The organism is Cellulosimicrobium sp. RS (assembly GCF_046159675.1).
GTDB classification, from domain to species: domain Bacteria; phylum Actinomycetota; class Actinomycetes; order Actinomycetales; family Cellulomonadaceae; genus Cellulosimicrobium; species Cellulosimicrobium funkei.
In genome coordinates this window covers 1-25,976 of sequence record NZ_JBJXVU010000008.1, presented here as the reverse complement: position 1 = coordinate 25,976, position 25,976 = coordinate 1, and the positions used below count along the sequence as shown (strand labels likewise).

The window sequence follows — 25,976 nt, the reverse complement described above, 5'->3', positions numbered from 1 at the left end:
CGACCGGCACCGCACGACCTGCCGGGAACAGCACGACGCCGCGCCCCCCGGACGGGGACGCGGCGTCGGTCGCAGCGGTGGTCTCAGACGTTGAAGCCGAGCGCGCGGAGCTGCTCCTTGCCGTCGTCGGTGATCTTCTCCGGGCCCCACGGCGGCATCCAGACCCAGTTGACGCGGAAGCCGTCGACGAGGCCTTCGAGCGCCTGCGCGGACTGGTCCTCGATGACGTCGGTCAGCGGGCACGCCGCGGACGTGAGCGTCATGTCGATGACGGCGTGGTTGTTCTGGTCGATCTGGATGCCGTAGACGAGGCCGAGGTCGACGACGTTGATGCCGAGCTCGGGGTCGATGACGTCGCGCATCGCCTCCTCGACGTCCGCGACGTTCGGCGGGCTCGGCGTGGCGCCCGCGGCGGGCGCGCCGGTCTCGGTGGTCATCGGTTCTCCTCCGTCGTTCCCCGCGCGGCGAGCGCCGCGTCGGAAGCCATTGCGGTCGATGCGTCGCCCAGCGGGCTCAGGGCGCCCGAGGTGACGAGCGAGTCGCGCAGCGCGGCCCAGCCGAGCAGGGCGCACTTGATCCGTGCAGGGTAGCGCGAGACGCCCGTGAACACCGTGGCGTCACCGAGCTCGTCCTCCGCGGCCTCGTCGAGGCCCTTGCCCCGCGAGCCCATGAGCTCGCGGAAGACGTCGCCGAGGTGCTCGGCCTCCGCGGCGGGGCGCCCCGTCACGAGGTCGGTGAGCACGGACAGGGACGCCTGCGAGATGCTGCAGCCCTGCCCCTCCCAGCTCACGCGGTCGATGGTGCCGTCGGCGAGCTCGACGCGCAGCGTCACCTCGTCGCCGCACGTGGGATTCACCTGGTGCGACTGGCCGCTCGTTGCGCCGTCCGCCACCTCGACCAGGCCTCGCCCGTGCGGGGTCTTCGCGTGGTCGAGGATGACCTGCTGGTACATCTGCTCGATCGAGCTCATCGGGTCCTCTCTCAGTCCACCGAGAAGAACGCGCGGACCCCGGCCAATGCTTCCCGGAACGCGTCGACGTCCTCGCGCGTGGTGTACACCGACGCGGACGCGCGCGCGGTCGCGGCGATCCCGAAGCGGCGGTGCAGGGGCTGGGCGCAGTGGTGACCGACGCGCACGGCGATGCCTGCGTCGTCGAGCACCTGGCCGACGTCGTGCGCGTGCACGCCGTCCACGACGAACGACACGACGGCGAGCCGGTCGGCCGGCTCGCGCGGGCCGACGATGCGCACGCCGGGGATCTCCCCGATGCGCAGCAGCTCCGCGGCGAGCTCGTGCTCGTGCGCGGCGACGCCGTCCATGCCGAGCTCGTGCAGGTACTTCGCGGCGGCACCGAACCCGACGACCTGCGCGACGGGCTGCGTGCCCGCCTCGAACCGCTGCGGCGGCGCCATGTACGACGACTCGGTCATCGTGACGACCTCGATCATCGACCCGCCGGTCGTCACGGGCGGCAGCGCCTCGAGCAGCTCGCGCCGCCCGTACAGCACGCCCACGCCCGTGGGGCCGAGCATCTTGTGCGCCGAGAACGCGGCGAAGTCGACGCCGAGCGCGGGCAGGTCGACCGGCAGGTGCGGCACGGACTGGCACGCGTCGAGCACCGTGAGCGCCCCGACCTCGCGCGCCCGGGCCACGATCGGCTCGACCGGGGTGACCGCGCCCGTCACGTTCGACACGTGCGTGAAGGCCACGACGCGCGTGCGCTCGGTGATGACGGTCGCCGCGTCCTCGACGCGCACGCGACCGTCGTCGTCCACCTCGAACCAGCGCAGGACGGCCCCGGTGCGGGCGGCGAGCTCCTGCCACGGCACGATGTTCGCGTGGTGCTCCGCCTCGGTGACGACGATCTCGTCGCCCGGGGCCAGCGCGAAGCGGCGGGCCGCCTCTCCCCCGCGGCCGAGCGTCGCGTTCGAGATCCCGTACGCGACGAGGTTGATCGCGGCCGTCGCTCCCGACGTCCAGACGATCTCGCCCGGGCGCGCACCGACGAACGCCGCGACGTCGGCCCGGGCGTCCTCGAACGCCTCGGTCGCCTCCTCGGCGAGCTGGTGCGCGCCGCGGTGCACGGCCGCGTTGCGCTCCTCGTAGAAGTCGACCTCGGTGTCGAGGACGACCTGCGGCTTCTGCGCGGTGGCCGCGGAGTCGAGGTAGACGAGCGGACGACCACCGCGCACGGTGCGCTCGAGCAGCGGGAAGTCCGCCCGCACGGCGGCGAGCTCCACGTCGGTCAGGCGCGCCGGACCGGCGTGCTGCCCTGCGGGGTGCGCGGTGGTCGTCATGGTCGTCTCCTCAGGTGGTGCGAGCGCTCAGGCCGAGGCGGCCGAGGCGGACTCGACGGCGCCACCGAGGTAGCGGTCGTAGCCCTCCTCCTCCAGGCGCTCGGCGAGCTCCGGGCCGCCCTCCTCCGCGACCTTGCCGTCGACGAAGACGTGGACGAAGTCCGGCTTGATGTAGCGCAGGATGCGCGTGTAGTGCGTGATGAGCAGGACGCCCGCCTGGGTCGCCTCGTGGACGCGGTTCACGCCCTCGGAGACGATGCGCAGCGCGTCGACGTCGAGGCCCGAGTCGGTCTCGTCGAGGACGGCGAACTTCGGCTGGAGGAGCTCCATCTGGAGGATCTCGTGGCGCTTCTTCTCACCGCCCGAGAAGCCCTCGTTGACCGAGCGCTCGGCGAAGGAGTCGTCCATGCGCAGGCGCTCCATGGCGCCCTTGACGTCCTTGACCCAGTGGCGCAGCGCGGGGGCCTCGCCGTCGATCGCGGTCTTCGCGGTGCGCAGGAAGTTGGACACGGAGACGCCGGGGACCTCGACCGGGTACTGCATGGCGAGGAACAGGCCCGCGCGGGCGCGCTCGTCGACGCTCATGGCGAGGACGTCCTCGCCGTCGAGCGTCACGGTGCCGCCGGTGACCTGGTACTTGGGGTGGCCGGCGATCGAGTAGGCGAGCGTGGACTTGCCCGAGCCGTTCGGGCCCATGATGGCGTGGACCTCGCCGCTGGCGATCGTCAGGTCGACGCCGCGCAGGATCGGCTTCGGCCCTTCCTTGGTCTCGACGCTGACGTGCAGGTCGCGGATCTCGAGAGTGGACATCAGTGGTTCTCCAAGAGGTTCTTGAGCTGGGGGGCGCGCGCGGCGCGCCGGGTCAGAGGAGGTCGGGTCAGGTGGGAGCGACGACACGGTCGACGTCGACGAGCACCTGCTCGCCGTCGACCGTCACCGGGTAGACCGGCACGGGCCGCATCGCGGGCAGCGCGGTCGGCATGCCGGTCCGCAGGTCGAACTGCGAGCCGTGCAGCCAGCACTCGACGAAGCAGCCCTCGACCTCCCCGTCGGACAGGGACACGGCCCCGTGCGAGCAGATGTCGGAGATCGCGTGCCACCCGCCGTCGCCGTCGCGCACGACCGCGACCTCGACGACGCGCCCGTCCTCGGCCGGGAGCTCGACGCGCAACGCCTCCTCCGGGCCGAGGTCGGACGTCGTGCAGGCGGGCTGTGCGGTCACGCCGTCGCCTCGGCGGGCTCGGCGCTCCCGTCAATGATCGACATGGACTTGCTCAGCTCGCGCTCGATCGCCTCGAGCAGGCGCTCCTCGACCGACGCGACGCCGATCTCCTGGATGAGCTCGGCGAAGAAGCCGCGGACGACGAGACGGCGCGCCTCGACCTCCGGGATGCCGCGAGCCTGCAGGTAGAAGAGCTGCTCGTCGTCGAAGCGGCCGGTCGCGGACGCGTGTCCCGCGCCCTCGATCTCACCCGTCTCGATCTCGAGGTTCGGCACGGAGTCCGCGCGCGCGCCGTCCGTGAGGACGAGGTTGCGGTTGAGCTCGTAGGTGTCGGTGCCCTCGGCCTCGGCCCGGATGAGCACGTCCCCCACCCACACGGCGTGCGCGCCCTCGCCCTGCAGCGCGCCCTTGTACGTCACGCGGGACTTGCAGCGCGGGACGGCGTGGTCGACGAACAGGCGGTGCTCCTGGTGCTGGTCCGCGTCGGCGAAGTAGAGGCCCACCATCTCGACCTCGCCGCCCTCGGCGGTGAACTCCGCGTCCGGGGTGACGCGCACGACGTCGCCGCCGAGCGTGACGACCACGTGCTTGAGGCGCGCGTCGCGCCCGATCCGCGCGCGGTGCGACGACGCGTGCACGGCGCCGTCGGCCCAGTCCTGGACGGACACGACGGTGAGGTGCGCGCCCTCCTCGACGACGATCTCGACCGTCTCGTTGAGCGTCGCGGCGCCCACGTGGTCGAGCACGACGACGGCCTCGGAGTGCCGCTCGGCGCGCACGAGGACGTGGCTCGCCGTCGGCGTGGAGCCGTGGCCCTCGATGCGGACCGAGGTGACGTCGGAGGCGACGGCCTCCTTCGGCACCGTGACGACCGTGGCCTGCTCGAAGGCGTTCCACGCCGTCACGGCCGTGCGGTCGCCGGGCTTGCCGGCGGTGCCGAGGCGCTCGTCGTCGCGGCCGACGATCGTGACCTCGACCTCGGGCGCCTCGACGACCGTGACGCGCACGTCGCCGCCGCCGCTCTGCCCGACGATCGTGTCGTCGAACAGCGGCGCGAGGCGCGCCACGGGCGAGAAGCGCCACTCCTCCTCGCGCCCGGAGGGCACGGGGATGTCGGCGAGGTCGAACGACGTGAGCCGCTCGGCGCGCGAGCCCTGGGGCACGACGACGCCGTGGGAGTGCGCCCCGTCGGCCTGCGCGCGCGAGTGGTCGGTGGTCAGACCGGCCTCTTCGGGAACGGTGGTGGTGGTCATATCAGCCGACGGACCCTTCCATCTGCAGCTCGATGAGGCGGTTGAGCTCGAGCGCGTACTCCATGGGCAGCTCGCGCGCGATGGGCTCGACGAACCCGCGCACGATCATGGCCATCGCCTCGGTCTCCTCCATGCCTCGGGACATGAGGTAGAACAGCTGGTCCTCGCTCACCCGCGAGACCGTCGCCTCGTGCCCCATGGACACGTCGTCCTCGCGGACGTCGACGTACGGGTAGGTGTCGGACCGGGAGATCTGGTCGACGAGCAGCGCGTCGCACAGCACGGTCGAGGCCGAGTGCGAGGCGCCCTCGAGCACCTGGACCAGACCGCGGTAGGACGTGCGGCCACCGCCGCGCGCGACCGACTTCGAGACGATCGACGACGACGTGTGGGGCGCCGCGTGGACCATCTTGGCCCCGGCGTCCTGGTGCTGGCCCTCGCCCGCGAACGCGATCGACAGCGTCTCGCCGCGCGCGTGCTCGCCGAGCAGGTAGATCGCCGGGTACTTCATGGTGACCTTGGAGCCGATGTTGCCGTCGACCCACTCCATCGTCGCGCCCTCGGCCGCGGTCGCCCGCTTGGTCACGAGGTTGTAGACGTTGTTCGACCAGTTCTGGATCGTCGTGTAGCGCACGCGGGCGTTCTTCTTCACGACGATCTCGACGACCGCGGAGTGCAGCGAGTCCGACGAGTAGATCGGCGCGGTGCAGCCCTCGACGTAGTGCACGTACGAGCCCTCGTCCGCGATGATCAGCGTCCGCTCGAACTGGCCCATGTTCTCCGTGTTGATGCGGAAGTAGGCCTGCAGCGGGATCTCGACGTGCACGCCCGGCGGCACGTAGACGAACGACCCGCCCGACCACACGGCCGAGTTGAGCGCGGCGAACTTGTTGTCGCCCGACGGGATGACGGTGCCGAAGTACTCCTGGAAGATCTCCGGGTGCTCGCGCAGCGCGGTGTCCGTGTCGAGGAAGATGACGCCCTGGCGCTCGAGCTCCTCGTTGATCTGGTGGTAGACCACCTCGGACTCGTACTGCGCGGCGACGCCCGCGACGAGGCGCTGCTTCTCCGCCTCGGGGATGCCGAGCTTGTCGTACGTCTCCTTGATGTCCTCGGGCAGGTCGTCCCACGTGGCGGCCTGCTTCTCCGTGGAGCGCACGAAGTACTTGATGTTGTCGAAGTCGATGCCGGTGAGGTCGGAGCCCCAGCTCGGCATGGGCTTCTTGCCGAACAGGCGCAGCGCCTTGAGGCGCTGGTTCAGCATCCACTCGGGCTCGTTCTTGAGCCGGGAGATGTTGCGCACGACGTCCTCGTTGAGGCCGCGCTGCGCGATCTGGCCCGCCTCGTCGGAGTCGTGCCAGCCGTACTCGTAGGCGCCGATCGAGGCGATGATCTCGTCGTCGGTCTGCTTCTCACCGGTCGGCAGGGCCGTGCCGGCGGCGTCCTGGGTGGGAGCGCTCATGGTCGTCCTTCCACTGTCCGTCGTTGCGGGCGGGGGCAGTCGGTACAGGTTCTTCGGGGGAGGTCGTGCGGGCGGGGCGGGGCGCCCCTCGGGGTCAGGTCTCGCCCGACGACGGGCGCCCCCGCGCCCGGACGTCGTGGGCCAGGGCGGCTCGCGCCACCCGCGGTGCGGGGGCCGGGACGGAGATCCCGACCGGCACGTTCGTGGTGCACGCGTGCGCGCCCGTCGCGAGGGTCGCGAGGCGCTGCACGTGCGAGCCGAGCAGCTTGGCGAAGACCTGGGCCTCCGCCTCGCACAGCTGGGGGAACTCCTCGGCGACGTGCTGCACCGGGCAGTGCCCCTGGCACAGCTGGACGGCGGAGGTGCCCGGCACGGGGCGCACGCTCGCGGCGTAGCCGTCGTCGGCGAGCGCGGCGGCGAGCTGGGCCGCGCGGCCCTCGACGTCCGGCGCGTCGAGCCGGTCCGCGTAGCGGTCGGCGAGCTCGGACAGCCGGTCCTGGGCGAAGCGCTCGACGGCGCCCGGTCCCGCGACGTCGCGCAGGTAGCGCAGCGCCTGCGCGGCGAGGTCGGCGTACGTGCCGCTGAGCTCGCCCTGACCGGCCGACGTCGTCACGTACCGCCGCGCGGGGCGGCCGCGCATCCCGGTGGGGTGCCCGGCGTCGTGCACGGCGACGAGGTCGTCCTCCTCGAGGAGGGCGAGGTGGCGGCGCACCGCGGCGGGCGTGAGGCCCAGCGTCGCGGCGAGGTCGGCCGCGCTGACGGGGCCCGCGCTCGCGACGAGCTCGAGCACGCGCTCGCGCGTGCGCCGGTCGACGTCGGCAGCGGGCGCGCCGGAGGGGGCGACGGTACGCAGCGCGTCCGGTCGGACGGCTCCTGCTCCCATGCTCACCTCCGTGGTCGGTCGGGGGCACGCCTGCGCGCAGCGCCCTCGATATAGACAACATGGTTGTTCCCTAATTGTTCCGGCGCAAGCAAGGCGACCCTCAGACGGGGCCCTAACACGGCGGATGTGGCGTACGCGACACCCTGCGCGACCAGGGCGGGCGCGGGTCGGCAGGCGCGCGCGCTCCCCCTAGAATCGGCCGGGTGCCCGCCCCCGCCGTGCTCGTGCACGACCTCGTCAAGCGCTACGACGGTCGTGCCGTCGTCGACGGCGTGTCCCTCAGCGCCGAGCGCGGCGCGATCACCGCGGTGCTCGGCCCCAACGGCGCCGGCAAGACGACGACCGTCGAGTGCTGCGAGGGCCTGCGCTCCCCCGACGCCGGGCGCGTCGAGGTGCTCGGGCTGCACCCGCTGACCGACGCGCGCGAGCTGCGTCCCCGCGTGGGCGTCATGCTCCAGGACGGCGGGCTGCCGACGGGCGTGCGCGCGCTGGAGATGCTGCGGCACGTCGCGTCGATGTACGCCCGGCCGCGCGACGTCGGCGAGCTCACCGAGCGCCTCGGGCTGGAGAGCTTCGCGCGCACGACCGTCCGGCGCCTGTCCGGCGGCCAGCGGCAGCGCCTCGCGCTCGCCGCGGCGATCGTCGGGCGGCCCGAGGTCGTCTTCCTCGACGAGCCGAGCGCGGGCATGGACCCGCAGAGCCGGCACGCCGTGTGGGAGCTCGTGCGCGAGCTGCGCGCCGAGGGCGTCGGGATCGTCCTCACGACGCACCTCATGGACGAGGCGGAGGACCTCGCGGACCAGGTGTACGTCGTCGACCACGGGAAGGTCATCGCGGCGGGCGCGACGCGCGAGCTTCTCGAGTCCGGGGACGACGGGGAGACCGACCGCACGGTCCGCGTCGAGGCGACGGCCGGCCTGGACCTCGGCGGCCTGCGCGACGCGCTCGCCGCGCCCGACGGCGCCCCCGGCCCCGCGTCGTGGACCGTCGCCGAGCCGCAGCCCGGCTCGTACACCCTCACCGGCCCGGCCGACCCTGCGACGCTCGTCGCGCTGACGACGTGGCTCGCCGCGCGCGGCGTCCTCGCGTCGCGCGTCACGGTGGGCCGCCGCACGCTCGAGGACGTGTTCCTCGACCTCACGGGACGGCACCTGCGATGACCGCGAACGAGACGCCGTCGGCCACCGCCGCGGCCCGGGGACCGGCCGGGACCGAGCTCGCCGCGCCCGCGTGGCGCCGCGTCGCCGCCCAGACGGCGTTCGAGACCCGGATGATCCTGCGCAACGGCGAGCAGCTGCTCGTGACGATCATCCTGCCCGTCATGCTCCTGCTCGGCCTCGTGCTCACGTCCTTCGTCGACCTCGACACCGGCGGTGCGTCGCGCGTCGACTTCGTGACGCCGGGCGTGCTCGCGCTCGCCGTGATGTCGACGGCGTTCACCTCGCAGGCCATCGCGACCGCGTTCGACCGCCGCAACGGCGTGCTGCGCCTCATGTCGACGACCCCCCTCGGCCGGGGCGGCCTGCTCGCGGGCAAGGTGCTGGGCGTGCTCGCGGTCGAGGTCGTGCAGGTCGTCGTCATCACCGCCGTCGCGCTCGCGCTCGGCTGGCAGCCCGACGTCGCGGGGATCCCGGCCGCGCTCCTCGCCGTCCTGCTCGGCACCGCGGCGTTCACGTCGCTCGCGATGCTGCTCGCCGGCACGCTGCGCGCCGAGGGCGTGCTCGCGGTCGCGAACCTCGTGCTCGTGCTCCTCACGGTCGGCGGCGGCGTGCTCGTCCCGGCGGACCAGCTGCCCGGACCGCTCGCGCCCGTCGCCCTGCTGCTGCCGTCGGGCGCGCTCGGCGAGGCGATGCGCGGCGCCCTGCTCGACGGCTCGGTCCCGCCGTTCTCGGTCGTCGTGCTGCTGGGCTGGACCGCCGCGCTCGGTTGGGGCGCGGGCAAGCTCTTCCGCTGGACCTGACCCGCCCCGGGCACATCTCACACCCGCAGGATTCCGGGGCTGCCCGCGCGTCCCGATACCGTGGGACCGTGAGCACCCCGCCCCCCGCGCTCGACCCCGGCACGACCGCCCGCCCCGCCGGCGACGGCGTCGCCCGTCCGGACCGGCTCGCGCCGCTGCGCCGCTGGACCCGGCCGGTGCTCGTCGCCAACCTCGTGGCGCAGATCGGCATCATCGTCACCGGCGGCGCCGTCCGGCTGACCGGCTCGGGCCTCGGGTGCTCCACGTGGCCGCAGTGCGAGCCCGGGCAGTTCGCGGCGCGCTTCCACCCGGAGACGACGTACCACCAGTTCGTCGAGTACGGGAACCGCACGCTCACCGGGGTGCTGAGCGTCATCGCGATCGCGGCCCTCGTGCTCGTGTGGACCGACCGCTCGCGCGTCCTGTCCTACCGGCTCCTGGGCGCCGTGCCGCTCCTCGGCGTCGCCGCGCAGGCGATCATCGGCGGCGTCATCGTGCTGCTGCACCTGCACCCGGGCTGGGTGTCGCTCCACTTCGTGGTCTCGGCGGCGCTCGTGTCCGTCTCGCTGCTGCTGCTGCACCGCTCCGGGGAGGGCGACGGCCCGCCCGTCCCGACGGTCGCGCCGCGCTCGCGCGCGCTCGCGTGGGCGCTGTACGGGCTCACCGCGGTCGTCGTGGTCCTCGGCGTGATCGTCACGGGCGCGGGCCCGCACAGCGGTGACGAGGAGGTCGGGTACCGGTTCGCCGTCGACCCGGCGCTCATGAGCAAGGTCCACGCGTGGGCCGTGTGGGTCTTCGTCGCCGTCCTCGTCGCCTACCTCGTGAGCGTCCGCCGCGGGCCGCAGGAGGTGCGCCGCGCCGGGTGGATCCTGCTCGCCATCACGCTCGCCCAGGGCGCGATCGGCTACGTCCAGTACTTCACGGGCCTGCCCGCGCTGCTCGTGGGCCTGCACATGCTCGGCTCGGCGCTGCTCGTCGCCGGGTCCACGCGCGTCGTCCTCACGACCCGCACGCGCGCCTGACACCGGGGTCCGGCGCGTCGACGGACGACGCGCCGGACCGGGCCCGCGCTCAGCGCCAGAGGCGCGCGACGCGGTCGGCGGTCTCCACGCCCTGGGCGTGGCCCGCGCGGGCGGCGGACGGGCGCAGCGTCAGGTCCATCGCCCGCGGTCCCACGAGCCCCTCGGCGGACGCGTCGGGGACGAGCGTCTCGACCGCGCTGCCCTGCGCGCGCAGCTCCGCGACCTGCACGTCGAGCTGCATGCCCCACTCCCGCGGCGTGCGCGTCCTGCCGCCCAGCGGCGACAGCACGAGCACGCGGCGGTACCCCGCCGCGACGTCGGCGTTCTCGTTGCGGCGGTACCCGCCGTCGATGAACCGGTCCGGCCCGACGCCGTACGCGAACCCGCCCGCACAGCTCGCCGCGACCGCGTCCACCAGGTCGACCCCGCTATGCGCGCCGAGGACGACCGGTGCGCCGGTCCGCGCGTCGACCGCGATGAGGAGAAGCGCGCGGCGCGGCCACGCCGTGCTCGGCAGGCGCGCCGCGACCGTCGCCCGCCAGTGCTCCTGCGCGGACGCGTCCGAGGCCGCCGGGAGGTCGAGCGCCGCGGCGCCGAGCCGGCGCCGCATGTCCGCAGCGTCGCGCGACGCGGCGATGAGCGCGGCCGTGCGTGCCATCTGGTCCGCCGCCTGGCGCGTGCGCTCGCGGCGGTCGTCCCGCCCGGGATCCGGTGCGCGCCGCGGCGGGGCTCCGGCGACGACGGCGGCGTAGAGCTCGGCGGGCGTCGCGCCGGCGAGCTGGGCCGCGGTGGTGGCGCCCGCCGACGTCCCTACGGTGAGGTCGGCCGTCGTGACGTCGACCCCGGCGTCGGCGAGACCGGCGACGACGCCGATCAGCCACGCGTTGCCGGTGGACCCGCCGCCCCCGAGCACGAGGGCGCGCTCGCCCGTCGTCGGGGTCGGGGTCTGGACCGGGACCGGGACCGGGACCGGGACCGGGACGGACGCTGCCGCCGGGCCGGGGACCGCGGCGCCTGCTGAGGAGCCCGGTACAGGGGAAGGTGTGGTGGTGCTCATAGGAGTCGCCTCTCGCGATGGTGCGGCGAGCGCTCCCGGGACGGCTACGGCCGTCGCGCGATCGTGGGCAGCGAGGGAGCGCCCGGTACGGACACAGCGTTCACGGGGCTCACCTCCTCGGCTCGGTGCACGACCGACTCGACGCTAGCACACCCGCCTCGGCGGGCCCGGGGCGGGACGGCAAGGGACCGCGGCTGTGGCCGGCCGCCGGCGTCGGGCACGCCGGGGACGAGAAGCCCGCGGCATGGCTCACGACGCCGCCCGCGGTCGGACCGTCACGGACCGCGGACCGGCCCTCGTCGGTGTCAGCCCCCGCGGCGCTCGGGCCACGGCGCGTCGGCAGGGCGCAGGGAGGCCCAGCCGCCCGCGCGCGACGTGGCGGCCGCGAGGATCCCGACGACCGCCGACGGGTTGTGCAGCGCGCCCCCGAGGACGGCGGGCACCGCCTCGTCGAGCGGGACCCAGCGCAGCTCGATGTCGAGCTCCTCGGCCTCGCGCGCGAACCGCTCGTCGTCCGGCACGGGCGACAGGTCGCGCGCCAGGAACACGCGCAGCGCCTCGTTGGACCCGCCGGGCGTCGTGAAGTAGTCCACGAGCACGTCCCACCGGGCCGCCCGCAGGTCCGCCTCCTCGGCGAGCTCGCGGGCCGCGGCAACGCGCCCGTCCTCGCCCGCGACGTCGAGCAGGCCCGCGGGCACCTCCCACAGCTCGCGCCGTACCGGATGGCGGTACTGGCGCAGCAGCAGGACACGCTCGTCCGCGTCGAGGGCGACGATCGCGACCGCACCGGGGTGGTCGAGGTACTCGCGCGTGACGCGGCCGCCGTCGCCGAGGTCGACGACGTCGGACCGCAGGTCGAACACGCGACCCTCGTGCACGACCGTCGTCTCGACGACCGGTCGGGGCGCGAGCGCGTCCACGACCGGGTGCTCGCCGGCCACTCAGTCCGCCTGGTTCTCGAGCGCGGCGCGGACGAGGCCGCTGAACAGCGGGTGCGAGCGCGTGGGGCGCGACTTGAACTCCGGGTGCGCCTGCGTGCTCACGTAGTACGGGTGGACGTCCGCGGGGAGCTCGACGAACTCGACGAGCGACGAGTCGGGCGACGTCCCGCTGATGACGAGCCCCGACTCCTCGAGCTGCTTGCGGTAGGTGTTGTTCACCTCGTAGCGGTGGCGGTGGCGCTCCGTGACGCGCTCCGCGCCGTAGGTCTTCGCGACGACCGAGCCCGGGGTGAGCGCGGCCTCGTAGGAGCCGAGGCGCATCGTGCCGCCGAGGTCGCCGTCGCCGCCGACGATCGCGAGCTGCTCCTCCATGGTCGCGATGACGGGGTGCGACGTGCCCGGGTCGAACTCGGTCGAGGACGCGTCGTCGATGCCGAGCACGTTGCGCGCGTACTCGATGACCATCGACTGCAGGCCGAGGCAGATGCCGAGGGTCGGCACCCTGTTCTCACGCGCCCAGCGCAGCGCGCCGAGCTTGCCCTCGATGCCCCGCACGCCGAACCCGCCGGGCACGAGGACGGCGTCCACGCCGTGCAGCGCGTCGTCCGCGCCCTCGGGCGTCTGGCACTCGTCGGACGCGACCCAGCGGATCGTGACCTTGGCGTCGTTCGCGAACCCGCCGGCGCGCAGCGCCTCCGTGACGGAGAGGTAGGCGTCCGGGAGGTCGATGTACTTGCCGACGAGCGCGACCTCGACGCGGTGGGCGGACTGGTGCACGCGCTCGAGGAGCTGGCTCCAGCCGTCCCAGTCGACGTCGTGGAACGGCAGGCCGAGGCGGCGCACGACGTAGGCGTCGAGGCCCTCCGCGTGCAGCACGCGCGGGATGTCGTAGATGCTCGGCGCGTCGATCGCGTTGACGACGGCCTCGTTGTCGACGTCGCACATGAGGGCGATCTTGCGCTTCACCGGCTCGGGCACCACGCGGTCCGCGCGCAGCACGATCGCGTCGGGCTGGATGCCGATGGACCGCAGCGCCGCGACGGAGTGCTGCGTGGGCTTCGTCTTGAGCTCGCCCGACGGGCCGATGTACGGCACGAGCGACACGTGGAGGAAGAAGACGTCGTCCCGGCCCAGCTCGTGGCGGACCTGGCGGGCCGCCTCGAGGAAGGGCTGCGACTCGATGTCGCCGACGGTGCCGCCGATCTCGGTGATGATGACGTCGACGTCCTCACCGGCCTGGGCGCGCATGCGCGTCTTGATCTCGTCGGTGATGTGCGGGATGACCTGGACCGTGTCGCCCAGGTACTCGCCGCGCCGCTCGCGCGCGATGACCTGGGAGTAGACCTGACCGGTCGTGACGTTCGCGGACGCCTCGAGGTCGACGTCGAGGAAGCGCTCGTAGTGGCCGATGTCGAGGTCCGTCTCGGCGCCGTCCTCGGTGACGAACACCTCGCCGTGCTGGAACGGGTTCATCGTCCCGGGATCGACGTTGAGGTACGGGTCGAGCTTCTGCATGGTGACGCGCAGGCCGCGCGAGCGGAGCAGACGACCGAGGCTGGACGCCGTGAGGCCCTTGCCGAGCGAGGAGGCGACGCCGCCGGTGACGAAGACGTGCGCGGTGCGGTGCTCGGTACGAGCGCCCGAGGCGTTGAGGCGGGAGGAGGGCCGGTTCAGGTGATCTGCCACGGAACTCCATCCTAACAGCGTGCCCGACGACGGCACGCGGACCCGAGGGTCGGTCCGCTCACACCGGGCGGCACGGCGAGGTCTCCCTCGTCTCGACGCGCGACCCGGCGCGCGTCCGGGCGCGCGTCACGGGCGCGTCACCTCGGCGACGTGTCGCCGGGTGCCTTCGTCGTGGGTTCGTCCGCCGCGGGCTCGTCCCCCGCAGGCGGGTCCGTCGTGGGTCCGACGGTGTCGCCCGCCCCGGGAGCGGCCGTGCCGCCGGTGCTCGGCGTCCCGCGCCGCAGGACGCCCAGGAGGGCCGCGCGGTCGCCGACGAGCGAGACGCCGACCACGACCGTGCCCGCGACGAGGGCCGCGAGGGCGCCGACGCCGACGGCGGGCAGCCAGCCCGCGTCGTCGGGCAGCAGGACGCTCGACAGCGCCGAGCCCGCGAGCGAACCCAGCGCCACGCCGACCGCGACGACGACGAGCGTGCGCGGGACGCCGCGCGTCGCCTCCGGGCCGGCGTGGCGCCGCGTCGCGAGGAGCAGCCCCGCGCCCGCGACCGACATCCCGACCGCGGTCGCGAGGCCGAGCTGCAGGAGCACCCCGGCCTGGTCGCGGGCGCCCGTGAGGGCGGGGAGCACGTAGGCGGCCGCCGCGACGACGAGCCAGCCCGCGGCCGTCACGACGACCGCCACCCGCTGGCGGTCGATCGTGTACAGCGCGCGGGACAGGTGCAGGATCAGCGAGAACCCGACGATGCCCACCGCCATCGCGGCGACCGCTCCCCCGAGCCCGTCGACGGAGCCCTGCGCGATGCGGGCGAAGACCGCCTCGACGGCGGCCGACGCGGCGATCAGCGCCGCGACGCCGAGCCCCGCGACGACGAGCAGCGTGCGCGTCGTGGTCGCGAGCAGGCGCCGGTAGGCGTCGTGCCGGGCGTGCGCGACGTGCTCCGCGAGGCGCGGGAACGTGCTCGTCGCGAGCGGGAACGCCAGCACCGCGTACGGGAGCAGGTAGACCTGCTGGGCGTACCAGTAGGTCGGGAAGGTCTGCTCCGGTCCGAACCGGTAGGCGGCGCCCATGATCGCGAGCACCGAGAGCTGCTGCGCGACGAGCGCCCCCACGCCCGCGAACGCGAGGTTGCGCGCCCGGACCGCCTCGCCGCCCGGGAAGCGCAGCGTGGGGCGCAGGCGGACGCCCAGCCGGTGCACCGGGAGCACGAGGGGCAGCGCGAGGACGGCGACGCCCGCCGTCATGCCCCAGCCGAGCCACGCGATGGCCTGCCCCGAGAGCGCGGCCACGTCGTCCTGGTTCCCGCCCGCCAGGCTCTCGAACACGAGGAAGACGACGATGACCGCGACGCTCGACAGGAGCGGCGAGAACGCCTGCCAGAAGAACCGCTTCTGCGCCTGGAGGATGCTCCCGAGCACGACCGCCATCCCGTAGAGCGGCACCTGGAGGGCGAACACGCGCACGAAGGTCGCCGTGACGTCGACGAGCTCCGGGTGCTTCGGCAGCATGAGGAGGGACGCGATCGGCTGCGCGAGGAGCGCGAGCAGCGCCCCGAGCGGGACGAGCACGACGAGCGTCCACCCGAGCAGCGCCGAGGCGATGCGCGAGACCTCGCCCCCCGCGCGCCGGGCGATGGGCCCGGCGAGGAGCGGGACCACCGAGCCGGCGAGCGCGCCGCCCGCGGCGACCTCGAACAGCACGTTCGGCAGAAGGTTCGCCGCCGTGAACGCCGACCCGACGCCCTCGGTGCCGACGGCGGCGGACTGCACGAGCGACCGTGCGAACCCGACGAGGCGGCTCGCGATCGTCACGAGCGTGATCATCGCGGCGGCGCCCGCCAGGGTGCCCGTGGCGGCGCGCAGCCGCCCCGCCCGCGCGCTCACGCCGGGCGCCGGCCCCACGCGTCCACGCGCCGCAGCGCGTCGTTGCCCTCGATGACCTTCGAGAAGCTCACCTTCTCGCTCGCGAGCGTGAGCCCCACGACGCCCGCGAGCGCGAGCCAGCGCACCGGGCGGGGCGCCGTGAACGCGACCTGGGAGCCCAGCGCGGCACCGAGCGCGTTCGCGCCGCAGTCGCCGAGCATGTCGCGCTCGCCGAGGTCCCCCGGGGCCGCGGCGACGGCGGCACCCAGGACGGCGCCCGTCGTCGGCGCGGCAGCGGTGCCGAGGTACGGGAGCGACGCCGCGCCGGCGGCCTTGAGGGCGCGCCCCGGCCGCAGGTCGAGGAGGTTGACCAGGTTCGCGGTGCCGGCCATGAGCGCGCCGTTCACGCCCACGTCCACGAGGTGCCCGAAGGCACCGCCCGTGCGTCGCGTGCCGATCGCCGCCGCGACGAGCGAGACGCCGCTGATCCCGAGGATCTTCAGCGCACCCGTCGTGACCCGACCCTGCGCGAGCGCGCCGAGGTGGCCGCGCAGCCCCTTGGTGCGGCTCGTCGTGTCCTCCGCGAGGTCGTCGACAAGGCCGAACGTGCCCGCGCTCGCCGTCGCGAGGGCGACCGCCGCGCGCGTGCGCGCGTCGCCTCCCGCGGCGAGCGTGCCGGCGACGAGACCGGCGGCCACGGCCGGGCCCTCGAGCAGGCTGATCGGCTCGCCCCGGTGGTTGGTCCGGGTCCAGCGCTCCGCGCCCCCGGGCGCGCGCGACCCGGTCGTGCGGCGTACCGCGGCCGTCACCGTCGCGGCGACGCCGGCAGCCGCGAGCGTGCGCAGCGCGCGCCCCACGTCAGCCCTCCCCCGCGCCGTCACCGGCCTGCTCGACGTCGGCCCCGTCACCGGCCGGTTCGCCCGTGGTGTCGCCCGCCGCGGCGTCCTGCGCGCCGGTGGGGGACGCCGTCGTGCGCGTCACCGGCGGGAGCTCGACCGCGGGCGGGAGGACGGCCGTCGCGCTCTCCTCGAACCCGAACTGCCCCACCTGGTCCGCGAGCCGCGCGGCGAGCGCGAGCGGGACGTTGATCCGGCCCGGCTCGGCCTCGATGCCGCTGACGGTCGAGACGGTGGAGGCAAGGTCCTCGTTCGCGCGGATCGTCGAGACGACGTCACCCGAGACCGCCGTCGGGCCGGCGACCAGCGCGGCTCCGGCGACCTCCTGCGCGGCGACGGCCACCTGGACCTCGATGTCGACCGCGTAGGTGTCGGGCGCGGGCGGCTCCTCGCCCTCCGCGGCGGGGGTGGCCGGCGAGGGCGCGGAGCCCCCGAGCAGCAGGACCACGTCCGCCGGCAGCGTCTGCTCGGAGACCACGTCGACGAGCGCGAAGCGCTCGAGCAGCGCCTCGAGCTCGAGCGCCTCGGGGCTGCGCTCCTCCGTGCTCGACGGTGCCGCCCCGGTGAGCGACAGCGCGAGCGCGCGCGACAGGCGCTGCTCGGGGGTCGCGTCCTGCGGGACGTCGCCCAGCTTGTCGCCGAGACCCTCGGCCACCGTCTGTCGCGCGCTCTCCTCGTCCTGGCTCGTCCACGAGTCCGTGAGGCGTACGTGCCCGACGACGGACGCACCCGCCGTCTCGAGCTGCGCGGCGATCGCGTCGTCGCGCTCGTCGTCCGCCCCGTCCAGGTCGACGACGGCCACGCGACGGTCCTGGAGGGAGCCCGCGACGAGCTGCGGGCCCGCGGCCTCGATGTACCGTGCGTCGTCGCCGAGCGTCACGTTCGCCTGGTCGAGCTGGTCGCGCAGCTCGTTGCGCTCGGTGCGCAGCTGCTCCACCTGCCCGGTGAGCTGGTCGCCGATCGCGCCCTGGAGCGGGCCCGCGCCGAGGATGATCCCCACGGCGAGCGCCAGGAAGACCGAGATCAACGAGACGATGTGGTACCTGAAGTCGATCACTGTGCGGTGGTGTCCTTCGGTTCGAGCTGCTGCGTGCTGGCAAGGGTCAGGGTCGGCGCTGGCCGCCGGAGGGCACGGGCCGCAGGCACGTGCGCGGGCCGTCGACCACGACGGCCCGGCGGGATCAGCCGCCGCCCGAGAAGAGCGTCCCGATCCACGACCAGAGGTCGTCGAACCGGGCGCCCACGATCCCGAAGAACGTCTGGCCCGCCGCCGTCGACCACAGCGCCGCGACGACGGCGAGGAGCCCGGCGATCGACAGGAGCCAGAGCTGGAGGTTGGAGATCCGGTGGCGGTACAGGCGCGAGACGCCCTTGGCGTCGACGAGCTTGCCGCCGACCCGGAGCCGGGTGAGGAACGTGCTCGCCATGCCCGCACGGCCCTTGTCGAGGAACTCGACGAGCGTCGCGTGCGTGCCGACGGCCACGATCACCTCGGCGCCCTTGTCGTCGGCGAGGAGCATCGCGATGTCCTCGCTCGTGCCGGTCGCCGGGAAGACGACGGGCTCGACGCCGAGCTCCTGCACGCGCTCGAGGCCGGGCGCCTTGCCGTCGCGGTAGGCGTGCACGACGATCTCCGCGCCGCTGCTCAGCGCGCGGTCGGAGACCGAGTCCATGTCGCCGACGATCATGTCGGGCTTCCACCCCGCGTCGAGGATCGCGTCCGCGCCGCCGTCCACGCCGATGAGCACCGGGCGGTACTCGGTGATGTAGGGGCGCAGCGTCGCGAGGTCCTCGCGGTAGTGGTAGCCGCGCACGACGATGAGGACCTGACGCCCCTCGATGGACGTGCGGATGTCCGGGACGCCGACGCCGTCGAGCAGGAGGTCCCGCTCGCGGCGCAGGTAGTTCATCGTGTTCTCGGCGAACGACTCGATCTCGACCGAGAGGTTGGCGCGCGCCTCCTCGAGGCTGCGCGCGACCGTCTCCTCGCTCTGCAGCACGCCCTCGGCGACGAGGTCGTCGCCCAGGTAGACCTTGCCGCCGTCGAGCCGCACCACGCGGCCCTCGGGGATCGCCATGATCGCGGGGCCAAGGTCGTCGACGAGCACGATGCCGGCCTCGACGAGGACGTCGGGGCCGAGGTTCGGGTAACGGCCCGAGACCGACTTGGCCGCGTTGAGCACGGCGGACGGCTTCGCGGCGACGAGCGCGTCGGCGGCGACCCGGTCGATGTCGACGTGGTCGATCACCGCGACGTCGCCCGGGTTGAGCCGCTTCGTGAGCGCCTTCGTGCGCGCGTCGACCTTGGCCGGGCCGAGCGTGCCGGACCCGGCCTCCGGCAGGGAGGCTTTGCGCAGAGTGAGTCTCATCGTGCCCTATCGTCCCACGACCGACGACTCCAGAAGCTCCACCGCGTGGCGGCGGGCCGCGTCGGAGTCCTCCTGGCCCGAGAGCATCCGCGCGAGCTCGCGGACGCGCTCCTCCCCCGTGACCTCGCGCACACCGGTGACCGTGACCGCGGTCGACGGGTCGCCCTCGCCCGACGCCTTCGTGACGACGAGCTGCACGTCCGCGAACGCCGCGACCTGCGCGAGGTGGGTGACGACGACGACCTGGGTGCGCCGCGCGAGCGACGCGAGCCGGCGCCCCACCTCCACGGCCGCCTTGCCCCCGACCCCGGCGTCGACCTCGTCGAACACGAACGTGGGCAGCACCTGGCCGGTGCCGTCGACGGCGGCCGTCGCGAGCGCGACCTCGATCGCGAGCATGACGCGCGACAGCTCGCCGCCCGACGCCCCCTTGCCCAGCGGGCGGGCGGGAGCGCCCGCGTGCGCGACGAGCGAGAACGTCACCGCGTCGACGCCCCACGGGCCGGGCTCCTCTGCCCGCTCGACGTCCACGACGAGGCTCGCCCCGCCCATCGCGAGCCCGCGCAGCTCGTCGGTCACGGCCGCGGCGAGCTCGGCGGCGGCCCGCTCGCGCGAGGCCGTGATCGCCGTGCCGAGCCGGTCCAGCTCCGCGTCGAGCTCGTCGCGGCGCGCCGTCGCGGCCTGGAGCCGCTCCCCGCCGTCGTCCAGGTCCAGGAGCCGCAGCCCCGCGTCGCTCGCCCAGGCGAGGACGTCGTCGACCGTCTCCCCGTAGCTGCGCGTGAGCGTCCCCAGCTCGGCGAGGCGCGCGTGCGCCGACTCGAGACCCGCCGGGTCCGCCGCCAGGTCCTCGACGTAGCCCGAGATCTCCGTGGCCACGTCGGCCAGCACGTACCCCACCTCGGCGAGCCGCTCGGCGAGGCGGGCGAGCGCGGGGTCCGTCCCGGCCACCGACTCGAGCGCGCGGCGCGCGCGGTCGACCGACACGACGGCGTTCTCCTGCGGCTCCGCGGCCTCGTCCCCCGCGACGGCGTCGTGCGCGAGCTGCGCGGCGACCCGGAGCTCCTCGACGTTCCCGAGCCGCGCGACGAGCGCGGTGAGCTCGACGTCCTCGCCCGGCTGGGGCGCGACCCGCTCGACCTCGGCGAGCCCGAGGCGCAGCAGCTCCGCCTCGCGGGCGCGCTCACCGGCGCGCGTCTCGATGTCGTCGATCTGCGCCTGCAGCGCCGACCGCTCGGCCCACGCCTCGCGGTACTGCCCGAGGAGCTCGGCGTGCTGCGGCCCGGCGAACGCGTCGAGCGCCGTGCGCTGTCTGCTCGCGGTGCGCAGCCGGAGCTGGTCCGACTGGCCGTGCACCGTGACGAGGTCGTCGGCGATCTCGGCGAGGACACCCTGCGGGACGCTGCGCCCGCCGAGGTGCGCGCGCGAGCGGCCCTCCGCGGCGACCGTGCGCAGGATGACGACCGAGCCGTCGTCGTCGACCTGCCCGCCCGCGTCGTCGACGCGCTGCGCGACCGCCGGGCGGTCCGCGACGCGCACCCGGCCCTCCACGACGGCGCTCGCCGCGCCCGGGCGCACCGTCGCCGGGTCCGCCTTGCCGCCCATGAGCAGGCCGAGGCCGGTGAGGACCATCGTCTTGCCGGCACCCGTCTCGCCCGTGATCACCGTCAGCCCGGCGCCGACCGGGACGCGCGCCGACCGGATGACCCCGAGGTTCTCGATCGCGATCTCCTCGAGCACGCTCACTCCTCCTCGTCCGTGGTGCCCCCGTCGCCCGGGAGCCTGGCCGTCTCGCCCGCGCCGCCCGGAGCGGCGGCGGCGTGCTCCGCGGTGGTGCCCGCCGTCGCGGCGACGCTCGCCGCGCGCTCGCGCCACCCGACCACCGGCAGCGAGAACTTCGACACCAGCCGGTCCGTGAACGGCGCCGTGCTCAGGCGCGCGAGACGCAGCGGCGTGTCGGAGCGCCGCACCTCGACGCGCGAGCCGTTCGGCAGGTCGATGCGGCGGCGGCCGTCGCACGTGAGGACGCCCGATGACGCCGAGTCCGGCAGCACGTCGACCGTGATCGTCGAGCGGGGACCGACGACGAGCGGGCGCGCGAACAGCGCGTGCGCCGCGAGCGGCACGACGAGCACCGCGTCGACCTCGGGCCACATCACGGGTCCGCCGGCCGAGAACGCGTGCGCCGTCGACCCCGTCGCGGTGGCGGTGATGACACCGTCGCACCCGAACGACGAGAGCGGGCGGCCGTCGACGCCGAGCACGACCTCGATCATGCGCTCGCGCTGCGCCTTCTCCACCGTCGCCTCGTTGAGGGCCCAGCCGACGAGCGGCTCCGGCTCTCCCGGCAGGTAGGCACGGACCTCGACGATCGTGCGCTCCTCGACGGTGTAGTCGAACGCCGCGAGGCGGCCCACCGCGGCGCGCAGGTCCTCGCGCTCGCTCTCCGCGAGGAACCCGACGTGGCCCAGGTTCACGCCCAGGAGCGGCACGCCCGTGCCGTGGGTGAGCTCCGCGGCCCGCAGGATCGTGCCGTCGCCGCCGAGCACGATGACGACCTCGGACTCCGCGACGCCCTCGCGCGCCCGCGTGCGCGCCATGTGGTCGCCGAACGACTCCGCGAGGTCGTCGTCGTGCAGCGTCACCTCGAACCCGGCGCGCTCGAGCTCGCTCACCGCCTCGTGCAGCGCGACGACCGCCTCGGGGCGGCCGCCGTGGGTGACGATCAGGACGCGTCGCGTCACGCTGCTCCTCCGGTCAGGGGTCGGTCGGTGGTCTCGGTCGCACCCGGTGCGGCGTGCGGCGCCGGTGGCGGGACGGCCCCGGCGGGAGGTCGGGCGGACGTCTCGGCGGGCGGTTCGGCGGACAGCTCGACGGACGCAGCCACGGCGCGGGCGACCGCGACGACCGGGGGCGGGCCGCCGTCAGGCCCCGGCTGCCACGCGACGGCCTGCGCCGCGGCGCCCTCGAGCGCCTCGTCCTCGAACGTCGCGCCGTCGGCCCGGCCCGGGTCGCCCGCGCGCAGCCACCAGAAGTACTCGCGGTTGCCGCTCGGACCGGGGAGCGGGCTCGGCACGACGGCGAGCGGCCGCAGGCCGACCAGCGCGGCGTGCCGCGCGACCGCGGCGACGACCTCGACGTGCAGCGCCGGGTCGCGCACGACCCCGCCGCTGCCGAGGCGCTCCCGGCCGACCTCGAACTGGGGCTTCACGAGCAGCAGGAGGTCCGTCCCGGGCCCGACGACGCCGGCCACCGCGGGCAGGACCATCGCCAGCGAGATGAACGAGAGGTCGCCGACCACGACGTCGGGCACGACCCCCACGTGCTCGGGCGACAGGTCGCGCACGTTGAGCCCCTCGTGCACGACGACGCGCGGGTCGGCGCGCAGCGCGGGCACGAGCTGGTCGTGGCCTACGTCGACCGCGACGACCTCGCGCGCGCCGCGCCGCAACAGCACGTCGGTGAAACCCCCGGTCGACGCGCCGAGGTCGAGGCACCGCGCGCCGTCGACCACCGGGCCGCGGGGCAGCGTCCCCGCCTCCGCCGAGCCCTCACCCGCGGCCGCGTCGAGCGCGTCGAGGACGCCCGCGAGCTTGAACGCGGCCCGGGACGCGTAGCCCGGGTCGTGGGGGTCGGCGGCCACCTCGACGACGTCCTCCGGGCCGACGCCGGTCGACGGCTTGGTCAGCACCGTCCCGGCACGCGTCACCCGGCCCGCCGCGACGAGCTCGGCCGCGTGCCGACGCGACCGCGCGAGCCCGCGCCGGACGAGCTCGCCGTCCAGCCGGGCGCCGTCCCGCTGCCCCACGCTCAGTCCTCCGCGCGGGCCAGCTCGGCGACCAGCGCGTCGTGCACGGCCTCCAGCACCCCCACGTGGTCGGTGGTCGCGAGGCCGTCGAGCTCGGCGAGGCGAGCGAGCACGGGCTCGAGCGACCCCTCGGCGTCGGCGACGCCCGGGTCGGCCACGCGGCCCGGAGGCGGACCGGGCACGGGTCGCTGCGGACCGTCCGTCATGTCCTGCCTCCTGTCTGGTCGCTCGTCGCCCGGGCGTCGTCCCGGGACCGCGGACCACGCTACCGGTAGCGTCCCACGGACGACCGCGCGCGGTACCGGAAGCACGCCGCGCGCCGCGCGCCGCCGCGGTGATCTGCCCCGCGTGCCGTCAGTGCGTCCCCACCGGGAGGTCGGGGACGCTCGCCGGCTCGACCGACAGGCCGTCGTCGACCGCCGCCCAGGCCGCCGACGCCGCGGCTCGCACCGTGTCGACCGTCGCCGCGCCGCGCACGTCCAGCCGGAGTGCGCCGTCGTCGACGCGCGCCGCGCTGTCCCCGCACGTCCACCAGCCCTCGGCGCCGCGCTCGGGCGCGGGGTGCGGCTCCAGGAGGCTGCGCAGGTCCGCGCCCACGTAGTGCGGGCGCAGCCCGGGCTCCGCGAGGATCGCGTCCCGCGCGGTGCTCACGCCTGTGAGGACGTGCAGACCGGGGTAACCCCCGGCACGCGCTCCGGCGAGGTCGGTGTCCAGACGGTCGCCGACGACCAGCGGCGCCCGCGCGCCCGCCCGGTCGATCGCGAGGCCGTACATCGTGGGCGACGGCTTGCCCGCGCTGTCGGGCGTCACGCCCGTGGCGGCCCGCACCGCCCCGACGAGCGACCCGTTGCCCGGCGCGAACCCGCGGGCCGTCGGGAGGGACAGGTCGAGGTTGCTCGCCACGTGCCAGGCACCGCGCTGGACGGCGTAGGCGGCCTCGGCGAGCTGGGTCCAGCCGAGCTCGGGCGCGAACCCCTGCGCGACGGCGTCCGGCTCGTCGTCCGCGCTCGCCACGACGACGAAGCCCGCCTCGCGCACCGCCGACAGCAGACCCGCGCCACCGACGACGAGGACGCGCGCACCCGGCTCGAGCCGGGTCCGCAGGAGGGCCGCGGCGGCCTGCGCCGCGGTCATCACCTCGTCCGGCGTCGTCGGGATGTCGAGACCGGTGAGCTGCTCCGCGACCGACCCGGGCTCGCGGGACGCGTTGTTCGTCACGAAGACGAGCCGCATCCCGCGCCCCCGCGCGGCCGTGAGGCCCTCGGACGCGTGCTCGATCGGCTCGTGCCCGCGGTACGCGACCCCGTCGAGGTCGACCAGCGCGAGGTCGTAGCGGTCCGCGAGGGCGACGTCGCTCGCGAGCAGGCCCGCGCTCACCGGTCGCCCCCGTCCGTCTCGCCCTCGCCCGTCTCGCGCTCGCCCGTCTCGCGCTCGTCCGTCTCGCGCTCGTCCGAGCCGGACGACGCCGGCCCGGCCACGTCCGCGTCAGGAGCACCGCCGGGCTCGTCGGTCGTGGCGTCGGGCTCTTCCGAGCCGTCCGTGTCCTCGTCCGCCTCCTCGAGCTCCTCGCTCAGGTCGTAGACGACGACGTCCTCGTCCTCCTCGCCGAGCGCGGCCGCCAGCAGGCGCGCGTCGATGCCGGCGAGGATCTCGGCGGCCTCCTCCGTGCGGCCGGCGAGCTCCAGGACGGACGCGCGCGCCTGGAGCACGCGGGCGCCGAGCTCGCCGCCGCGGCCGACCGGCGGCACGTTGTCGAGCGCCGCGAGCGCGGCGTCGAGCTCGCCGAGATCGACGCGCGCGCCGCTCACGACGATCGCCAGTTCGGTCCGGCCGACGTCGTCCAGGGTCGCGGCCTCGTCCGACGACGCGAGGGCGAGCGCGCGCTCCGGCCGCCCCAGGCCGCGCTCGCAGTCGGCCATGATCGGCAGGTGCTCCGACGACCCGTTGAGACGGCGCACCGTGCGCAGCTCGCGCAGGGCCTCGGCGTACCGTCCGGTCCGGTAGGCCGTCAGGCCCGCGGCCTCGCGCGCCACGTCGACGCGACCCGCCCGACGCACCGCCGCCTGGGCGTGCTCGTACGCGAGCTCCGGGTCGGTGTCGATGAGACGGCCGGCCATGACGAGGTGGCGCCCGACGACCTCGGCGGTGTCCTTGCTCAGCGTCCGCAGCCTGCCGCGCGCGGCGCGGTCGAGCTGGGAGATCTGCACGTCCTCGGGCAGGTCCGGGCCGGCAGGGTGTCGCGGCTCGGGACGGCGGTCGAAGCCCTCGCGGTCGCGACCCGCCCCGGCGCGCGGGGCGTGACCTCGGCGCTCACCGCCGGGACGGTCACCGCCGCGGCGATCGTCGCGCGGTCCCCCCGGTCCCCGGCGCCCGCCCGCGGAGTCGCGGTCGAAGCGACGCCGACCCGCGTCGCCACCCCGTGCCGGACGGTCCGCACCGTCACGCCACGGACGCGGCCCGGTGTCACCGTCACGAGAACGTGACCGGTCGTCGCGGCCTGCCCCGTACTCCCGCCGGGGACCGCGCGACGCGTCGCCACGCTCGTCCCAGGCACCCCGACGCTCGGAGCGGTCGCCGCTCCGGGCGTCACCGGTGCCGCGAGACGCGTCGCGACGGTCGCGGTCCGGGCGTGCGCCGGTACCGCGGCTCGCGCCGTCCCGCGCGGGCCGGTCACCGCCCGGGCGGCCACGGTCGTCGTCGCGCCGACCGCGGTATCCGCCCTCGCCCCGGCCCCGCTGGTCCCCGGCGCCTCGGCCCGCTCCCCGGGCGGACCCGCCACGGCGGTCGCCCGACGGCGCGCCGCCCTGCCGGCCTCGTCCTTCACGGGGAGGATCCTGCCGGCCGTCACGGTCGCGGCGACCGCCGCGGTCGTCGCCCGCGGACGGACGATCCGGCTCGGGCTCACGGGGGGTGTCGTTCACCGGGGTTCCCTCTCGTTCTGAAGTTTGCGCAGGCCATCCTCCCACGACGGGACGACGAGGCTCCTGCCGTGCCACCGGCGACCCGCTCACGATGCGGCAACCCGGCGTCCCTCAGGGCAACGGATGCGCGGTGGCGTCCGATCCGGTCGGCGGCTCTCGCACGCGCTCTGCACGGCGTGCTGCGGCACCAGCGAGTCGGCGTGCTGGGCGCGGAAATGCCGAAGGCCCACCCCGTGTGGGGTGGGCCTTCGGTGAAGGGTTGTCCGGCGGCGTCCTACTCTCCCACCCCGTCTCCAGGGCAGTACCATCGGCGCTGAAGGGCTTAGCTTCCGGGTTCGGTAT

Annotated in this window: 24 protein-coding genes; 3 read left to right on the top strand and 21 right to left on the bottom strand. The window is 75.1% G+C overall.

The features are described 5' to 3' along the window. Positions 1–83 precede the first annotated feature (83 nt). From ACI769_RS13180 to ACI769_RS13145, 8 genes are all read right to left on the bottom strand, one after another. Positions 84–437 (bottom strand): metal-sulfur cluster assembly factor, encoded by a 354-nt coding sequence (locus tag ACI769_RS13180; RefSeq protein WP_074805999.1) that lies wholly within the window; start codon positions 435–437, stop codon positions 84–86. Beyond that, complete coding sequence (sufU, locus tag ACI769_RS13175) at positions 434–970, bottom strand: Fe-S cluster assembly sulfur transfer protein SufU (RefSeq protein WP_085388050.1); 537 nt, start codon at positions 968–970, stop codon at positions 434–436. Before sufU ends, ACI769_RS13180 begins: the two co-directional genes overlap by 4 nt. Positions 971–981: 11 nt before the next feature. Further along, entirely contained in the window at positions 982–2,298 is a 1,317-nt protein-coding gene (locus tag ACI769_RS13170; protein WP_085388051.1) for a cysteine desulfurase, read from the bottom strand. Between the two features lie 27 nt (positions 2,299–2,325). Beyond that, a complete protein-coding gene (gene sufC / locus ACI769_RS13165) occupies positions 2,326–3,108 on the bottom strand; it encodes a Fe-S cluster assembly ATPase SufC (protein WP_021480874.1) in 783 nt (260 codons plus the stop codon). Between the two features lie 67 nt (positions 3,109–3,175). Continuing rightward, positions 3,176–3,520, bottom strand: a complete 345-nt coding sequence (locus tag ACI769_RS13160; protein ID WP_021480875.1) for a non-heme iron oxygenase ferredoxin subunit — start codon at positions 3,518–3,520, stop codon at positions 3,176–3,178. Continuing rightward, complete coding sequence (gene sufD, locus ACI769_RS13155; RefSeq protein ID WP_085388052.1) at positions 3,517–4,773, bottom strand: Fe-S cluster assembly protein SufD; 1,257 nt, start codon at positions 4,771–4,773, stop codon at positions 3,517–3,519. Before sufD ends, ACI769_RS13160 begins: the two co-directional genes overlap by 4 nt. A gap of 1 nt (position 4,774) precedes the next feature. Continuing rightward, positions 4,775–6,235, bottom strand: coding sequence for a Fe-S cluster assembly protein SufB (gene sufB, locus ACI769_RS13150; protein WP_074805987.1), 1,461 nt, complete (start codon positions 6,233–6,235; stop codon positions 4,775–4,777). Between the two features lie 94 nt (positions 6,236–6,329). Beyond that, the gene (locus ACI769_RS13145; RefSeq protein ID WP_076404969.1) at positions 6,330–7,118 is read right to left on the bottom strand and encodes a metalloregulator ArsR/SmtB family transcription factor; all 789 of its coding nucleotides are present in this window, start codon (positions 7,116–7,118) and stop codon (positions 6,330–6,332) included. A gap of 203 nt (positions 7,119–7,321) precedes the next feature. Between ACI769_RS13145 and ACI769_RS13140 the strand changes: the two genes are divergently transcribed. From ACI769_RS13140 to ACI769_RS13130, 3 genes are all read left to right on the top strand, one after another. Then, complete coding sequence (locus tag ACI769_RS13140; RefSeq protein WP_396051414.1) at positions 7,322–8,278, top strand: ABC transporter ATP-binding protein; 957 nt, start codon at positions 7,322–7,324, stop codon at positions 8,276–8,278. Next, positions 8,275–9,078: an ABC transporter permease gene (locus tag ACI769_RS13135; RefSeq protein WP_409141728.1), complete on the top strand. Its 804-nt coding sequence runs from the start codon at positions 8,275–8,277 to the stop codon at positions 9,076–9,078. Before ACI769_RS13140 ends, ACI769_RS13135 begins: the two co-directional genes overlap by 4 nt. Before the next feature lie 68 nt (positions 9,079–9,146). Then, complete coding sequence (locus ACI769_RS13130) at positions 9,147–10,100, top strand: heme A synthase (protein ID WP_085388055.1); 954 nt, start codon at positions 9,147–9,149, stop codon at positions 10,098–10,100. A gap of 49 nt (positions 10,101–10,149) precedes the next feature. On the opposite strand, the gene ACI769_RS13125 is transcribed toward ACI769_RS13130, so the two are convergent. The 13 genes from ACI769_RS13125 to ACI769_RS13065 form a co-directional block, all read right to left on the bottom strand. Next, on the bottom strand, positions 10,150–11,157 hold the full coding sequence (locus ACI769_RS13125; protein WP_409141727.1) for a patatin-like phospholipase family protein: 1,008 nt from the start codon (positions 11,155–11,157) through the stop codon (positions 10,150–10,152). Positions 11,158–11,462: 305 nt separating this feature from the next. Further along, positions 11,463–12,098, bottom strand: coding sequence for an NUDIX domain-containing protein (locus ACI769_RS13120; protein WP_409141726.1), 636 nt, complete (start codon positions 12,096–12,098; stop codon positions 11,463–11,465). After that, positions 12,099–13,784: a CTP synthase gene (locus ACI769_RS13115; RefSeq protein WP_409141725.1), complete on the bottom strand. Its 1,686-nt coding sequence runs from the start codon at positions 13,782–13,784 to the stop codon at positions 12,099–12,101. It lies immediately after the preceding gene. A 137-nt stretch (positions 13,785–13,921) separates the two neighbouring features. Then, positions 13,922–15,664, bottom strand: a complete 1,743-nt coding sequence (murJ, locus tag ACI769_RS13110; RefSeq protein ID WP_409141724.1) for a murein biosynthesis integral membrane protein MurJ — start codon at positions 15,662–15,664, stop codon at positions 13,922–13,924. After that, a complete protein-coding gene (locus ACI769_RS13105; RefSeq protein ID WP_409141723.1) occupies positions 15,661–16,500 on the bottom strand; it encodes a hypothetical protein in 840 nt (279 codons plus the stop codon). The genes murJ and ACI769_RS13105 overlap by 4 nt, the downstream gene beginning before the upstream one ends. A gap of 1 nt (position 16,501) precedes the next feature. Beyond that, positions 16,502–17,596, bottom strand: a complete 1,095-nt coding sequence (locus ACI769_RS13100; RefSeq protein WP_409141722.1) for a copper transporter — start codon at positions 17,594–17,596, stop codon at positions 16,502–16,504. 124 nt (positions 17,597–17,720) lie between these two features. Further along, positions 17,721–18,908, bottom strand: coding sequence for a putative cytokinetic ring protein SteA (gene steA, locus ACI769_RS13095; protein WP_021482582.1), 1,188 nt, complete (start codon positions 18,906–18,908; stop codon positions 17,721–17,723). Positions 18,909–18,914: 6 nt separating this feature from the next. Beyond that, positions 18,915–20,645 carry a DNA repair protein RecN gene (recN, locus tag ACI769_RS13090; RefSeq protein ID WP_043658037.1) on the bottom strand — a complete coding sequence of 577 codons (1,731 nt, stop codon included), beginning with the start codon at positions 20,643–20,645 and terminating at the stop codon, positions 18,915–18,917. A 2-nt stretch (positions 20,646–20,647) separates the two neighbouring features. Further along, positions 20,648–21,649 (bottom strand): NAD kinase, encoded by a 1,002-nt coding sequence (locus ACI769_RS13085; RefSeq protein ID WP_409141721.1) that lies wholly within the window; start codon positions 21,647–21,649, stop codon positions 20,648–20,650. Beyond that, positions 21,646–22,713, bottom strand: a complete 1,068-nt coding sequence (locus ACI769_RS13080; RefSeq protein ID WP_409141720.1) for a TlyA family RNA methyltransferase — start codon at positions 22,711–22,713, stop codon at positions 21,646–21,648. The genes ACI769_RS13085 and ACI769_RS13080 overlap by 4 nt, the downstream gene beginning before the upstream one ends. A gap of 2 nt (positions 22,714–22,715) precedes the next feature. Next, entirely contained in the window at positions 22,716–22,919 is a 204-nt protein-coding gene (locus ACI769_RS13075) for a hypothetical protein (protein ID WP_043658025.1), read from the bottom strand. Positions 22,920–23,067: 148 nt separating this feature from the next. After that, positions 23,068–24,090: an HAD-IIA family hydrolase gene (locus ACI769_RS13070; RefSeq protein ID WP_409141719.1), complete on the bottom strand. Its 1,023-nt coding sequence runs from the start codon at positions 24,088–24,090 to the stop codon at positions 23,068–23,070. Then, positions 24,087–24,920, bottom strand: coding sequence for a hypothetical protein (locus ACI769_RS13065; RefSeq protein WP_409141718.1), 834 nt, complete (start codon positions 24,918–24,920; stop codon positions 24,087–24,089). The genes ACI769_RS13070 and ACI769_RS13065 overlap by 4 nt, the downstream gene beginning before the upstream one ends. Positions 24,921–25,976 lie beyond the last annotated feature (1,056 nt).